Here is a 14,144-nt window from a genome sequence, read left to right as displayed (position 1 = left end):
TATTCGGCATTAAGGTTGCTAAAAACATTTGAGTGTCTGTCCCTTTTAAAGCTTTCTCTTTAAAGCTTTATGGGCCAATAGCTTGTAACGGACCGTCACTTTCTTTAAAAAAGTGTCTGTCCTCTACAGTACTTTGCACAAGTCCAAGCGAGTGTCTGTCCACTACCTATTGCTCTAAAGTACTTTGCGCAAATCCGAGCAAGTGTCTGTCCACTATCTATTGATGCGCTATATCACCCCTGTTTTACGAAGTAGACTTTTCACCTTCACTTGATAACAACACCGCAAGCCACTTACTTTCTTCGCGAGATTCAAGCGCTATTTTTACTACCATGGTTAACGGTACCGATAGTAGCATTCCAACGGTGCCCAGTAACCAACCCCAAAATATCAATGATAAGAATACCACAAGTGTAGAGAGTCCCATGCCTTTACCCATTAATCTTGGTTCGACCATATTACCCATGATGGTATTTACAAGCACAAAACCGAGGGCCGCGAAGCCTGCTGAGGCCGGGCCAAGTTGAACAAACGCGATTAATACTGCTGGCACTGCCGCAATAATAGAACCAATGTTTGGAATAAAGTTGAGCATGAAGGCCAAGACGGCCCATAACATGAAGTGGTCTACTCCTAGCACGTAAAGCCAAACGCCAATTATCAAACCCGTACCTAAACTAACCACCGTTTTTATCGCTAAGTAGCTATTTACAGAACGTATAAATTTGTCGATATGCTTTAGCTTCATGCCAGGGTCTGCGAGTGCGATATGGAAACGGCGAGGAATGCTATCTGCTTCAAAGAGCATAAAAATGACAGTCAAAAGAATTAGGAATAAGTTAGAAAGCACGCCACCCATTCCGCTGATAAAATTTGTAGCCACGGACATAGCCGTTGCTGGGTCAAGGTGAGAAGCAATCAGCTCTCTATTGATGTGAATGTTAAATTCAGCCAACTTGGACACAACCCAGGCAAACTCTGTATCAAGCTTACTTCTATATTCTGGCAAATTTTCTCGAAACTCGGTCATAGACTGGCCTACTAAGCCAGCTAAAAGAAAACCAAAAACAACGATAAGCAGTATAACAAAAGTGATGGAGAGCCATTTGGGGACGCCGAAATTAGAGGTCCAGCGTATTATTGGGCTACACGCGATCGCTATAAAAATAGAAAGAAAAAACGGTACCATTATAGTACTGGCGGCTTTGATACCAGCCATTACCACTACTAAACATGCTAAAACGATTAGAATTTTTGCTGTTGGCGAGCGTAGTTCCATTGACATTTTGTGCTACATTCCTGACTGAAACGACAACACTTTACAACGACTTATAAACAACTACAAACAAGAGACTTCAATGAACTTTAATCTTGCCACTATTAAAATTAAAAACTTAAGACTACGCACATACATTGGCATCAATGAAGATGAAATAAAAAACAAGCAGGACGTTGTTGTTAACGTGAAAATTGATTATGACGCTGAAAAGGCGACAAACACTGACGATATGAGTGACGCGTTAAACTATAAAACGATTACTAAGGCAATTATCAAACTCGTCGAAGACAACCGTTTCTCCCTTTTAGAAAAGCTTACCGCTGATGTGTTAAGTATTGCGTCGGAACACTCTTCGGTACGTTACGCCGAGGTTGAAGTTGATAAACCACACGCTCTTAGATTTTCTGATTCAGTGTCGCTGACGCTGTCTTGCAATAAGTCGGGATAGGTCATACCTCAAGGAGCCAACTGTGAACATTCTTTTGACTGGTGGTACGGGGCTGATTGGCGGTGAATTTATTCGCCAATATTCAGATAAGCACTCATTCACTGTGATTTCTCGCGATATTACAAAGGCAAAGGATAAATTAGGTAATCGCGTTGATATTGTAGAAAGCATCGCTTCGATAAAAAACTTCGAGAACTTCGATGCTGTTATTAATTTAGCCGGTGAACCTATCGCCGACAAACGCTGGACAGACACTCAAAAGAAAAGGATTTGCGACAGCCGTTGGGATATTACTGCTGAATTAGTATCTAAAATAAACAGCTGTGAAACACCACCATCAGTTTTCCTATCTGGTTCTGCAATTGGTTACTACGGCAGCCAAGGTGACAGGCTTATTACCGAAGATACTTCTCCTCACAATGAGTTCACCCATGATTTATGCGCAAAATGGGAAGCTATTGCTCAAGGCGTAGATCAAACGAAAACTCGTGTGGTTACGCTTCGTACTGGCGTGGTGCTTACTGCGAAAGGCGGAGCGCTTGGAAAAATGGCACTACCGTTTAAATTAGGGGCCGGAGGAACACTAGGTAGCGGAACTCAGTACTTGGCTTGGATCCACTTACAGGACATGGTTCGTGCTATCTCTTTTTTGTTAGATGATAGTGCTTGTACCGGTGCGTTTAATTTAACCGCTCCGGAGCCTGTTACGAACAAGGTGTTCTCTAAAACTCTTGCGAAAGTGCTGGGTCGCCCTTGCCTTTTTAACGTACCTAGCTTCGTTATGAAAATAGCAATGGGCGAGTCATCAAAGATGATATTAGAAGGACAACGGGTCATTCCTAAAAATCTCACCACCGCCGGCTTCAAATTTGAGCACCCTTCTATCGACGAGGCGTTGAACGAGATCTACAGCGACTGATTTTATAGCCAATAGTTCTCGGGGATTGTGGACAGACACTCAATTTAAAAAGAGAGTGTCTGTCCAACCGCCTTTGTCCACTCGCCTTACTTTATTTAATAAAGTGACTGTCCAAACCATAAATGTAGACTCAAACCATATTTCTTAGCATCTGACCAGTATTAAGTGTAAGCAGTCGATAGCAACCAAACGCTCCTAGTATGCCCACAACAATGGCGCCGACGCTCGGTGCTATAGCCCAGTACTCAGGATGCAAACTCGCTTCCATTTGAAAAACTGTGGTTTGCAGTAAGTACAGACTTAATTCGTTGGCCATAGCAGCCATGAAGCCTGCGACTACACCAATAATAACAAACTCGAAAATCACGCTTTTCCTTATTAAACCACCCTTAGCACCAAGTGTGCGAAGTATGGCTATTTCCTGTTTACGTTCATCCATACTCGCCTGTACCTGAGCAATCAATACTAGACTTCCCGCCATTAAAACCAGTACCAAAATAAATTCAACGGCGACAGAAACCTGGTCCACAATCTCTCGAAGCTGGTTTATTCGAGCGTCTACATCAAACATTGTGATCGACGCAAACGGCTTTAATAGGTTCGTTAACTCAGCCTTCCTATCAGTGGGCAGATAAAAACTAGTGATATACGTTGGGCTAAACGCAGCCATCGCGTCTGGATGAATAACAAAAAAGAAATTGGGCTGCATGGTCTGCCAGTTAACGGTACGAATACTCGTTACTTTCGTTTCAACAATTTCGCTTCCCACATTAAAAGTAAGCCTATCACCCATTTCAATATTTAATCTTTCAGCAACACCTTCTTCAACAGAAACTGGGAACCACCCTTCGCTGTATTGTGTCTCCACATTTCCATGCCAATTCCCTTCAATAATCTCGTTTTCTTTTTGTAACGAATTACTCCACGTCAGGTTTGCTTCTCTGCCTAAACCTCTTCGGCCTTCTCGATTCGGCTCATCTTCTTTAGAAACCTCGGTATTTACCCCTTCTCCATTTACCGAAACAAATCGGCCTCGAATGACAGGATAAAACTCTTCAATCTTTACGCCATTGTCAGCGAAGTGTCTGTCCAACTCGGGTTGAATATCCGGCGTAATGTTAATTAAGAAGTAATTCGGTGTACCTTCGGGCAATTGCGAGCGCCATTGCGAAACCATATCGTTGCGCATTACCAGCACCACTAAAAGCAACATAATGGTGACGGAAAAGCTAATTAGCTGCACACTGTTGTCCATCGCACGGCGCTTGATACGAGCCCATGCCAACTGCCACGCCCCCATTCTGCCACTGCCCAGCTTGCGGCCAATAGCTATCAATATATACGTTGCTCCAAGTAGCCCAAGAACAAGCGCTGCACCAGACACGAATAAAATTGCGCTAATTTTGAGGTCGCGGCTGTACATCCACATCAATAAGAATATCGCGCCGCCAGAAGCGACAAACTGAATGCTTCTGGAACGTAGATTCGCCGAGATATCTTTTCTCAATACGCGAAGCGGGGGTACTGAAAATAACTGTAATAGAGGATACAAAGAAAAGAGCAAAGCGCATGTAGCACCCGTAGCAACGGCAATTAAAAGCGGGCGCCAATGCCATACGTCAAGAGACACATCCACTCTATCAGCTACCAGAGAAACCACCATTTGCTGACCGATAAAACCAATAATGAGACCAATTAAAATACCAAGTGCGGTAATAAATAAGATTTGAAACAAGTACACTTTTCGGATTGTGCTACTTGTTGCACCTAGGGTCTTCATTATTGCCACGGGGTCAAAATGACGCTGAGCATAACGCTGAGCAGCAACGGCAATGGAAACGGCCGCTAATACTATTGCTAACAAACTTGCCAACAAAAAATAGCGCTCAGCACTTGCGACAGAACGCCCTATAGCTGACTCGTCATCTTCGACTGTCCGCCACGAGTGTAAGTCGTCATTTAATTGAGGCAATAACCAATTGTTGAAACTTTCGATATCACCTGTGTCGCCCGCAAAAAAGCCAACATAACGAGCGCGACTTCCCGGACCAGTAATGGAGGTTTTATCTAAATCTCTTAAATTGATTAGTGCGATTGGGTCGGTGTTAAATACGCTGAAGCCTGCATCTGGAATATCTACCAACACATGCGTTACGGTAAAAGTGCCATCGCCAATTTCGATATTATCGCCAATAGAAAGCCCTAAACTCTGGAAAAGCCGAGACTGTACCCAGGCTTCACCCGGCTGTGGTAATGCTGCGGTTGCGCGTTTTTCTCCGAAAGGCTGATTGGTGATATTGACTGTCCCTTTAAGGGGATAAGCGTTGTTCACTGCTCGCAAATCGACAAGCGACATCTCGTCGCCTTTAAACACCATTGAACGTGTTGCCACCTGTTTTGCCGTCGCAAGGCCCTCTTCTTGGGCTCTAGCTAACCAATCTTCGTTTATAGGATCGTCTGAGCGAAGCTGAGCATCTGCTGCAATAAACGCAGCAGAGCGAGACTTAAGTGCACTTTGCAAGCGCTCACTAAAAAGCGACAGCGACAACACGGCTGCTACAGATAACACAATAGCCAGCAATATAATGGTAAGTTCGCCGCGCCTAGCCTCATGCTTAAAAAGCCGCCAAGCTAAATTAAAAGACGTCGACATCTAAACCGCCTCTTTCTTATTCATTGTGTTCGCGCCAGTTGTTTCAACTAATTCGCCAGCATTCATAGTGAGTTGCCTGTCACAATGTTCCGCTAGCTCGTTATCATGAGTTACAAGTACGAGAGTTGTGCCTTTTTCTCTATTCATCTCGAACAACAGCGCTTCGATTTTTTCACTATTTTTGGCGTCTAGGTTGCCGGTAGGCTCATCGGCGAAAAGTATTTTGGGAGAGGTAATAAATGCTCGCGCTATGGCAACGCGCTGTTGCTCGCCCCCGGACAACTGATTAGGGAAGTGATGTGCGCGATGCTTTAATCCGACTTGCTCTAGAATATCCAAAGCTAGTGCCTTTGGGTTATCAAGCCCTGCAATTTCTGCCGGTAGCATCACGTTTTCCAAGGCTGTTAAGCTTTGAACTAACATAAAGCTTTGGAAAATGAAGCCTACTTTATTTCCTCTTAAAATTGCGCGCTCTTCTTCATCCATACTGTGAAGTGCCTCACCATCTAAGAAAATTTCCCCTTCTGTAACTTGGTCAAGCCCAGCTAACAAGCCCAAAAGGGTTGACTTACCCGAGCCTGACGCGCCAATAATGGCAACGGACTCACCAGACTTGACTTCAAAAGAAATAGGACGAAGGATCTGCAGTGAACCTTCACTCGTATCCACTACTTTGGTTACAGCATTAGCTTTTATCATAAGAGGTCATCAATTCGTGTTTGTTAAATTTCGTTATTTGTTTGCTTTTTTACTTATTCTTTTAATACCCTTTCAAGCGCTATCAGATCAAGCCAAGCAGAGCGACACAAGCGAAAATGCGGTTTTACTTATCTTAGGTGACAGTTTATCCGCGGCTTATGGATTACAGCAACATGAGGGATGGGTCAGTTTGTTACAAAAGATGTGGCAAGACGACAACATTCCGATTGATATTATAAATGCTGCGGTAAGCGGAGAGACCACTGACGGTGGTTTAGCGCGATTTCCCCGTTTATTAGAGCAACACAACCCTACCCATGTATTGATTGAACTGGGCGGTAATGACGGCCTCCAGGGCCATAATATCGGTAAGATTAGGGATAATTTAGATTCGCTGGTAAGTGTTGCGAAGGAGAGTAATGCCGTCGTGTTTCTGCAAGAAATGCAAATTCCTTCTAATTACGGTAAGCGCTACACCCAAATGTTTACTCAGAACTACAATAAAGTAGCGGAAGCTCAGGACGTTGAAAAGATTCCCTTTTTTCTTGAAGACATAGCGCTAAATAAGGACTTAATGCAAAACGATGGTATTCATCCAAATGCTGAGGCACAGCCGTTGATCGCTAACTTAATGGACAGACACTTAAGAAGTTTAATTCTTAATGCTCAATAAATGTGCTACCTTTAAATGATAATTTGCTTCAATAAGAGGTTTGTTTATGGATATTTCATCTGTTAATTCGACACCTGTTTCCACTATTTTGGAATCGCCTGAGCGACCATCTCAGCAAGCGGAGTCACGTAGTGTGCAAGAAAGTCGCGAGGCTCAGCCTCAAAGTACGCAGCAGACATCAAATACTAATGATGGACGAGTAGGTTCAAGAGTGGATGTATTTGTATAGCTCTCCTAAAAAGGCTCATAAAGGGCAGACACTTGTTTTTGTCCACGTTTAGTTTGCTTGGAAGTTGAATATGAAAGGATAGACACTTGCTAGCCAAAGAGTGTCTGTCCTTTTTCTCACACACTATTAAATTTAAGTGTCTGTCCATAACCATCCTTCTCAACTAATACATAACTTCCGTTCGACAAAATAATCCAGGAAGTCCTTTTTGGAGTCAACTAATCGCTAACACCAACAAAACTGTTCCAAAGACCACTTAAAATTAGCGCTATAAATCTCATAATACTTATAAATAGCTATGGGATACGGATATGCCTTTACCTCGTTACAAACAAATTAACACCGATGTCACCCCTTACTACCATTGTATTTCGCGCTGCGTAAGGCAATCTTATTTGTGTGGTCGTGATTCACGCACAGGCATAAATTACGAACATAGGAGAAAATGGATTCAAGATAGACTTCACAAGCTATCGCAAGCATTTGCCATTGATTTATGCGCTTACGCTGTAATGCATAACCATATTCATGTTGTACTCCATATAGCGAAGGGTAGAGCTGATGGTTGGACTATGGACGAAGTATTGCTTAGATGGAGAATGTTTTACAAATGCCCTCCCCTAGTACAGCGATACCTAGAAAACTTCGATTCAGTAACAGCAGAAGAGCGGGAAGAATTGAAGTCGCTATCTGTCTTATATCGAGAGCGACTTCAAAGCATAAGCTGGTTTATGCGCATGTTAAATGAATACATAGCGCGCAAAGCTAATAAAGAAGATGAGTGTAAAGGCTATTTCTGGGAAAGAAGGTTTAGATCTCAAGCAATATTAGATGAAAAAGCGCTAGCAAGTGTAATGGCGTATGTTGATTTGAACCCCATTAGGGCGAAAATAGCGAAGACACTCAGCAACTCCCATTACACCAGTATTCAATACCGCTTAAATGCTAAGCGCTCGAACAAAATACCTAAGTTTTTGATGCCCTTTAATGACAGTGAGAAAAAGCTAGCTGAGAGTTTGCCTTTTGCTTTTACAGATTACTTGCAGCTTATTACTGATACGTTGAACGTAGAGCGGAATAGCAACGCCTGCAGAGTTCCTAAGCTTCCAAACAAGTTGCTCAATAAACTTGGGATGACAAAAGAAAACTGGCAATTAGTGACCAGTAACTTCGAAACCCTCTTTACCGGCCCTGTTGGCTGCCCAGAAATGATGGAGAATTTTGCTAAGTGTTGTCAAAGAGCATGTCGCCCCAATGTTTCTAATGCTCAGAAATATTTATCTTGAGTCGGTAACGTAACGACATTATTTGGCTAAATATCCGCTTGACGAGCAAGGACGTCGACGATGTCTTGAGAGTTCGTGAGACGTCTTATGTCATTAAACAGTATTTCAGCTTCAGGGTATTGTCTTTTCAGATAGCCGCACCATTGCTTAATTCGGTTGGGGTAATATTTACCCTTGTCCCCAAAAATTTCGTAGCCAGAGTACTGTATCAACAACGCAGCCAGTTCAGACCATGGCATAGGTGCTACGCCCTCTTTAATACTCAGCGCCAAATTAGGCATTGCCAATGCACCTCGTCCTATCATTAGATTGGTACACTCTGATTGGCTTTGACAGCGCTTAGCATCGTCAGCGTTCCAAATTTCGCCATTTGCTACAATGGGAATATCAGTGTGCTGCTTAATTTTCGCTATCCACTCCCAGTAAGCCGGTGGCTTATAGCCTTCCGTTTTTGTTCTTGCATGAACAACGAGCTCAGAGGCTCCTGCTTCAGTAATAGCGATAGCGTTTTCGATAGCTAAAGACTTATCCTCAAAGCCCAGTCTTATTTTGGCTGAAACCGGGATATCAACAGGAACGGCCTCCCTAACCGCTTTCACAATATCGTAAAGGGTTTGCGTCTCTTTCAACAACACAGCCCCGCCCTTACTTTTGTTGACGGTCTTAGCAGGGCAACCGAAGTTCAGATCAACTCCTGGGGAGCCCAGCTCTATTGCAGTTTGTGCATTCTCTGCGAGCCATTGTGGATGTTGCCCTAGCAATTGAACTCTTACTGGTACGCCTGAGGGCGTTTTGCCACCGTTGTGTAGCTCCGGGCAAAGTCTATAAAACGTTTTCTTCGGCAGTTTTTGATCAACAACTCTTACGAACTCAGTAACACACTGGTCGAAGCCACCAACTCGAGTGAGCATATCTCTCATTAAGTGATCGACAACGCCCTCCATAGGGGCAAGCATTACTTTCATTATAAACGTCTCGTGTTACTAGAACATAAAATTGGCGCGGGAGTGTAGCAAAAAGCGTTAATTTCAGCCAGGATTTGGGGCTCAGTTTATCAACTTTGTGACTGTCCGTTTTATTGGACCGTTTTATTGGACTAAGAACACTGTTGAATGGATTGTGCTATTGATGAGTAAGTGTCTATCTACGAAACTATCTAAGTCGTGGGGATTTTCGGCTAAAGTGCTGAGTTAAAGCTTGAGTGTCTGTCCACTAAAAAAAGGGCTGTTATAAAGCGGTTTCTTATTTGAATTACAACGTCAACTTATAGTTTTTCATTATCATACTATTGGGAAGTAGTATCCTTCCTTATGCTCTCTAGACGAGCTATAACGGCCAGCTTTTGGTTATCGGTGTATGTCCGCCATTTTACGATTTCATCAATAGTACGTTTGCATCCAACGCAAATTTCATCTTCATTCAATTTACACAAGGCGATACACGGAGATGTTGAGTTCATAAAGCTTCTGTTTTATCTAAACCTTCATTTTTACTTTGAGCATGCGAAGCAGCAATAGCTGCCATTGTGTTTTCCGACAGTTCTTTATTTGACCATAAACAAACATGGCAACCAAAACGCGATTCAAGGTATGAAGCAAACTCAGTGTCTGTCCCACATTCATATCGCACTAAATTTTGTTTTTTACCGTCATAAATAACCGCAGAATAAGTGAACACAAAAAGCCTCCTTTGAAAGAGGCTTAAATATACATCTAGACGTCTAAACGTTCAAGCGTCCATTTAGAATAATCGAGTGCTGCGCAGATGGCAGCGACCTGAGCGTCGTTACAGTTTTCAGGTGTCGCGTTATCACTATCGGGATAAACTTCCGTTGTTGTAACGTATTTGGCATCTGTCATACCGCCACATAAATACAAAGCCTTTTTGTCATAGCAGACAACACCTTCACTCACTACATCTGCTCCAATAATCTTGCCGCTCTCGTCTGCAGGAGCGATATGCGTCACTTTCTTCACCGCATCGATTACAGCTTTTTGAAACTCTATTTGTGGATTTGGCGTGTTTGCGACCGTATAGAAACCGTCAGGTATATTCCAATTATCATGGGTTACGCCATCCCGTGCGGCCAGCGCAGGTCTGAATTCAGTGTTATCTGTATCGGTAGTTTCGTGTAAATCGATATGAAGCGTTAACGACAACGCTAGATCAGACACTAACTGCATAAGCTGAGCGGATTCTGGTGCCGGAGAGTCGCTGTAAAACGAGCGATTTGGATCTAGTGCCATTGGATTCCATCGATTTATCGTCTCGTAACCCCAAGGGCTTACACATGGCACAACTACAATGTTTATTTGCTCTGCGTACTGAGACAGCTTTGTGTTAATAAACTGAAGTGCACCCTGCACTCCACTCGTTTCATAACCGTGAACTCCACCCGTAACAAGCGCTGTAGGCTTTTTAGTATCAAAGTTATTTGGAACTACTGCATATAACGGATAGCGTTCAGAATCGTATGGGAGAGAACCATACTGCTTTAGTTCAAAGCCTTCAGGAATAATATTGAAAAGTTTATCGAGTACTTCTTCTTGGTAACTTCTTTTCACAGTCTGTTGAGATTTCCACTGCGATTTCTCTTTCTCGTTCCAAGGCTCACCCGGAGTTCCAATTGGATAATTCTGCATATAACACCTCTTTTGTATTTAAAAGATCATAACAGCTCAGCAAGCTAACGTATCTACTCTACAAGAGATTAATCGACAGTTGTGCCATAAGATCTTTACGCTTCGTATCCTAAAAAGTTAGTTGTTCAACTGTATGTTGGCTTAGCTTTGCAAAGGATTAGTTCCCTAGAATAAGCATGAAAGGTTGAGTTAGTTACACTTGGATAGTTATTTGTTAAGGAAGAAAATGTAAGTGACTGTCCATTGGCAATTAAATGCGGCTGGTGGTTGAGGGAGTATAGAAGTGTCTGTCCACAGAGCTTCCGGAGACAAAAACAAAAAAACCAGCCGAATGGCTGGTTTTTTCGATATGGCGTCCCCTAGGGGATTCGAACCCCTGTTACCGCCGTGAAAGGGCGGTGTCCTAGGCCTCTAGACGAAGGGGACTGAAATTTTGCCAGTGAAGACACACTTCACTAAATTTCTGTAAGCTTAAGAATGAAATAAACAATCTTATTCCTTACCGAAACTTTCAGTCAGAAGTTGAAGAGTCAACTCCAGCCTATTTCACAGTTTTAATCGACTGTGACGCGATAAAATGGCGTCCCCTAGGGGATTCGAACCCCTGTTACCGCCGTGAAAGGGCGGTGTCCTAGGCCTCTAGACGAAGGGGACTGAAAATTTTCTGTCGAAAGCACCGCTTTCGAGATTTCAGTTAGGAGAAGTGAGCTAGCGAACTGCGCGACTTTTCCTTACCGAAACTTTCAGTCAGAAGTTGAATGCTCAACTCCAGCCTATTTCACAGTTTTAATCGACTGTGACGCGATAAAATGGCGTCCCCTAGGGGATTCGAACCCCTGTTACCGCCGTGAAAGGGCGGTGTCCTAGGCCTCTAGACGAAGGGGACTGAATTCTTTCTTCGAAACTAAGTTTTCGAATTTTCAGTCCGAAGCTGCGTTAACAACTTCAGCCTATATCAAACCAAATCTCAATGTGACTTGGTGGAGCCAGGCGGGATCGAACCGCCGACCTCCTGCATGCCATGCAGGCGCTCTCCCAGCTGAGCTATGGCCCCATCATGGTACCAGTCATTTTGTGTGACTGTTCCGTGACAGCGGGGCGCATTCTAGGCATCCGCCCCTGTCATGTCAACGCTTTTTTTATGAATTTTCTCTGTTTGCTATAAAAGTAAGCGCTTTGTCGATTCTCTCGCCAATTTTCTCTTTTGAGATAAGATTCAACGTGATATCTAACGACGGTGAATTACCACCACCTGTCACAGCTACACGCAGCGGCATACCTACTTTACCCATGCCCACTTCCAATTCTTCGGCTGTACTGTTTATAGCAGCCTGAATGTTTTCTGGGTTCCACTCTTCAATTGCCATTAATTTATCTTTAGCAAGCTCTAGTGGGCCGCGAGCGACTGGACGAAGATGTTTTTTTGCAGCGTTCGCATCGAAATCTTCATAGTCTTGATAAAAGTAAGTAGAAATCTCAGCCAACTCTTTTAGCGTTTTTACTCTATCAGCCTGAATAGCAATTATAGATTCAAGTGCTGGGCCTGTCGTTAAATCAACATTCAACTCTTCAAAATGCCATTTAGCATGTGAAGCAACTTCACTGGCTGGTAATGTCTTAATGTAGTGTTGATTCAACCAGATTAGCTTTTCTGTGTTAAATGCCGATGCAGATTGCCCAATGGCATCAAGGCTGAATTTCTCAATCATTTCATCAACTGAGAAAATTTCTTGATCACCGTGAGACCACCCCAACCTAACAAGGTAATTAAGCACAGCTTGCGGTAGGAATCCATCATCGCGATATTGCATCACGCTTACAGCGCCATGACGCTTAGATAACTTCTTGCCGTCATCACCCAAAATCATAGAAACGTGAGCATATTCTGGAACAGGTGCACCAAGCGCTTCAAGAATATTGATTTGGCGTGGCGTGTTATTAATATGGTCTTCACCACGAACTACGTGAGTAATACCCATATCCCAATCATCAACAACTACGCAGAAGTTGTAAGTAGGGGTACCGTCAGAGCGCTGAATAATAAGATCGTCTAGCTCAGTATTGCTAATCTCAATTTTTCCACGCACGTGATCATTAATTACCACTTTGCCTTCTAGAGGGTTTTTGAAGCGGATAACAAAAGGCTGACCTTCTGGGTGATCCGTTCTGTCTCTCCACGTACCTGGGTAGCGAGGCTTCTCACCACGTTCTTTTTGCGCTTCACGAATCGCATCTAACTCTTCAGAGCTCATAAAGCATTTATACGCTTTGCCTTCATCCAAAAGCTGCTGAATAAGTTCTTTATATCTATCGAAACGCTCAGTTTGATAAATTGGCCCCGTATCCCACGTTAAACCTAGCCATTGCATTCCGTCTAGAATGGCCTGCTTAGCTTCTTCTGTTGAACGCTCGATATCTGTATCTTCAATGCGAAGAACAAACTCGCCGCCTTTGCTTTTAGCAAGAAGCCAAGAATAAAGCGCAGTTCGTGCGCCGCCAACGTGAAGATAGCCTGTTGGGCTGGGTGCAAATCGTGTAACAACCGACATGGTCACTCTCTATTGTTAATGTATTTCTAAAGTTGGGGGCATTCTACCAGTGTCCGCGCGACTTCAAAAGTAAGATAAGAATAGATGGATAAGAAAGTGGACAGACACTTATTTTCGTTTATTAATTATCCAACAGCTTTTTCAACTGATATGGGCACAACTAATATCCATTTACTACTTGAAAAACAGAAAAGGGACAGACACTTTTTTTGATACTGTGTTTACTTAATGGGTGGGTGTCCAATGAGTAAAGTAGATGTGCTTTGGGGGCACTGACACATTCAGTCCAAAACAAGTTAGTGTGTGTCCAATTTAACTTTCTGAACTTTCTTTATATAAGTGTCTGTCCGGCATGACTTCGTAGATACGAAGAAATAACATAATTACTGGCTGCAGACTTGATCTAGGTAAGGATATCTAGTCCACACTATATTCGAACTAGTGTCTGTCCCTTTACTGTTTTCTTTTCTGTTTTTTTGTGCGCTTCCTTGCATGAGACAAGCGAGTGCCTATTTACTTTGAACTTTGCTAAATTATGAGTGTGTGTCCAATTTAAACTATCCACTTTCACGAATAAGTGTCTGTCCATTTTGAGCATTCACGAATAAGTGTCTGTCCATTTTGAGCATTTTGAGCACTTAAAACGCTGTTCTTTTCATCAATTTAGTTAAGATACGGTCAGAGTGGCTAAATTTCGGGCACACAGTCATTTTTCTTTAATTTTATTGTTGACACTAACGGAACCGACTCTATAATACCGCCCCACT

The 14,144-nt window shown here is 43.0% G+C and carries 13 protein-coding genes and 4 tRNA genes; 5 read left to right on the top strand and 12 right to left on the bottom strand.

Annotated features, from left to right (window positions below; translation table 11 throughout):
* Positions 1-244 precede the first annotated feature (244 nt).
* Positions 245-1,285 (bottom strand): AI-2E family transporter, encoded by a 1,041-nt coding sequence (locus ACXAER_RS15350; protein WP_474830770.1) that lies wholly within the window; start codon positions 1,283-1,285, stop codon positions 245-247.
* A 73-nt stretch (positions 1,286-1,358) separates the two neighbouring features.
* Here ACXAER_RS15350 and folX point away from each other — a divergent pair, with 73 nt between their 5' ends.
* Positions 1,359-1,727 (top strand): dihydroneopterin triphosphate 2'-epimerase, encoded by a 369-nt coding sequence (gene folX, locus ACXAER_RS15345; protein WP_118489729.1) that lies wholly within the window; start codon positions 1,359-1,361, stop codon positions 1,725-1,727.
* Between the two features lie 22 nt (positions 1,728-1,749).
* Complete coding sequence (locus ACXAER_RS15340; protein WP_474830768.1) at positions 1,750-2,646, top strand: TIGR01777 family oxidoreductase; 897 nt, start codon at positions 1,750-1,752, stop codon at positions 2,644-2,646.
* A gap of 130 nt (positions 2,647-2,776) precedes the next feature.
* On the opposite strand, the gene ACXAER_RS15335 is transcribed toward ACXAER_RS15340, so the two are convergent.
* Both ACXAER_RS15335 and ACXAER_RS15330 read right to left on the bottom strand, forming a co-directional pair.
* Positions 2,777-5,299: an ABC transporter permease gene (locus tag ACXAER_RS15335; protein WP_474830766.1), complete on the bottom strand. Its 2,523-nt coding sequence runs from the start codon at positions 5,297-5,299 to the stop codon at positions 2,777-2,779.
* Entirely contained in the window at positions 5,300-5,998 is a 699-nt protein-coding gene (locus tag ACXAER_RS15330) for an ABC transporter ATP-binding protein (protein WP_474830764.1), read from the bottom strand. It abuts the gene before it with no gap.
* Positions 5,999-6,014: 16 nt separating this feature from the next.
* On the opposite strand from ACXAER_RS15330, the gene ACXAER_RS15325 reads away from it, so the two are divergent.
* The 3 genes from ACXAER_RS15325 to ACXAER_RS15315 all read left to right on the top strand — a co-directional run bounded on the left by ACXAER_RS15325 (position 6,015) and on the right by ACXAER_RS15315 (position 8,186).
* The gene (locus ACXAER_RS15325; protein ID WP_474830761.1) at positions 6,015-6,671 is read left to right on the top strand and encodes an arylesterase; all 657 of its coding nucleotides are present in this window, start codon (positions 6,015-6,017) and stop codon (positions 6,669-6,671) included.
* Positions 6,672-6,717: 46 nt separating this feature from the next.
* Entirely contained in the window at positions 6,718-6,900 is a 183-nt protein-coding gene (locus ACXAER_RS15320) for a hypothetical protein (RefSeq protein WP_474830759.1), read from the top strand.
* Between the two features lie 311 nt (positions 6,901-7,211).
* On the top strand, positions 7,212-8,186 hold the full coding sequence (locus tag ACXAER_RS15315; protein WP_474830757.1) for a transposase: 975 nt from the start codon (positions 7,212-7,214) through the stop codon (positions 8,184-8,186).
* Between the two features lie 26 nt (positions 8,187-8,212).
* Here ACXAER_RS15315 and dusC read toward each other — a convergent pair whose 3' ends face one another.
* The 9 genes from dusC to gltX all read right to left on the bottom strand — a co-directional run bounded on the left by dusC (position 8,213) and on the right by gltX (position 13,377).
* On the bottom strand, positions 8,213-9,151 hold the full coding sequence (gene dusC, locus ACXAER_RS15310; protein WP_474830755.1) for a tRNA dihydrouridine(16) synthase DusC: 939 nt from the start codon (positions 9,149-9,151) through the stop codon (positions 8,213-8,215).
* Between the two features lie 320 nt (positions 9,152-9,471).
* Entirely contained in the window at positions 9,472-9,645 is a 174-nt protein-coding gene (locus ACXAER_RS15305; RefSeq protein ID WP_474830753.1) for a DUF1289 domain-containing protein, read from the bottom strand.
* Positions 9,642-9,863 (bottom strand): hypothetical protein, encoded by a 222-nt coding sequence (locus ACXAER_RS15300; RefSeq protein WP_025254684.1) that lies wholly within the window; start codon positions 9,861-9,863, stop codon positions 9,642-9,644. Before ACXAER_RS15300 ends, ACXAER_RS15305 begins: the two co-directional genes overlap by 4 nt.
* A 35-nt stretch (positions 9,864-9,898) precedes the next feature.
* A complete protein-coding gene (locus ACXAER_RS15295; protein WP_474830751.1) occupies positions 9,899-10,828 on the bottom strand; it encodes a M14 family metallopeptidase in 930 nt (309 codons plus the stop codon).
* A 350-nt stretch (positions 10,829-11,178) separates the two neighbouring features.
* A tRNA-Glu gene (locus ACXAER_RS15290) sits at positions 11,179-11,254 on the bottom strand.
* A 152-nt stretch (positions 11,255-11,406) separates the two neighbouring features.
* Positions 11,407-11,482 (bottom strand) — tRNA-Glu (locus tag ACXAER_RS15285).
* Between the two features lie 156 nt (positions 11,483-11,638).
* A tRNA-Glu gene (locus tag ACXAER_RS15280) sits at positions 11,639-11,714 on the bottom strand.
* A gap of 92 nt (positions 11,715-11,806) precedes the next feature.
* Positions 11,807-11,882 (bottom strand) — tRNA-Ala (locus ACXAER_RS15275).
* Positions 11,883-11,967: 85 nt separating this feature from the next.
* A complete protein-coding gene (gltX, locus tag ACXAER_RS15270; protein ID WP_014948924.1) occupies positions 11,968-13,377 on the bottom strand; it encodes a glutamate--tRNA ligase in 1,410 nt (469 codons plus the stop codon).
* Positions 13,378-14,144 lie beyond the last annotated feature (767 nt).

The organism is Alteromonas sp. AWJ4_199 (genome assembly GCF_056159165.1).
The sequence above is the reverse complement of the archived record's forward strand: the minus strand, read 5'-3'. Positions and strand labels throughout refer to the sequence as shown.

Excerpts from the sequence above, each read along its gene's own strand:
- ACXAER_RS15330 (WP_474830764.1), bottom strand. The coding sequence starts at position 5,998 with ATGATAAAAGCTAATGCTGTAACCAAAGTAGTGGATACGAGTGAAGGT.
- ACXAER_RS15295 (WP_474830751.1), bottom strand. The coding sequence starts at position 10,828 with ATGCAGAATTATCCAATTGGAACTCCGGGTGAGCCTTGGAACGAGAAA.
- gltX (WP_014948924.1), bottom strand. The coding sequence starts at position 13,377 with ATGTCGGTTGTTACACGATTTGCACCCAGCCCAACAGGCTATCTTCAC.
- ACXAER_RS15350 (WP_474830770.1), bottom strand. The coding sequence starts at position 1,285 with ATGTCAATGGAACTACGCTCGCCAACAGCAAAAATTCTAATCGTTTTA.
- ACXAER_RS15335 (WP_474830766.1), bottom strand. The coding sequence starts at position 5,299 with ATGTCGACGTCTTTTAATTTAGCTTGGCGGCTTTTTAAGCATGAGGCT.
- folX (WP_118489729.1), top strand. The coding sequence starts at position 1,359 with ATGAACTTTAATCTTGCCACTATTAAAATTAAAAACTTAAGACTACGC.
- dusC (WP_474830755.1), bottom strand. The coding sequence starts at position 9,151 with ATGAAAGTAATGCTTGCCCCTATGGAGGGCGTTGTCGATCACTTAATG.
- ACXAER_RS15315 (WP_474830757.1), top strand. The coding sequence starts at position 7,212 with ATGCCTTTACCTCGTTACAAACAAATTAACACCGATGTCACCCCTTAC.
- ACXAER_RS15320 (WP_474830759.1), top strand. The coding sequence starts at position 6,718 with ATGGATATTTCATCTGTTAATTCGACACCTGTTTCCACTATTTTGGAA.
- ACXAER_RS15305 (WP_474830753.1), bottom strand. The coding sequence starts at position 9,645 with ATGAACTCAACATCTCCGTGTATCGCCTTGTGTAAATTGAATGAAGAT.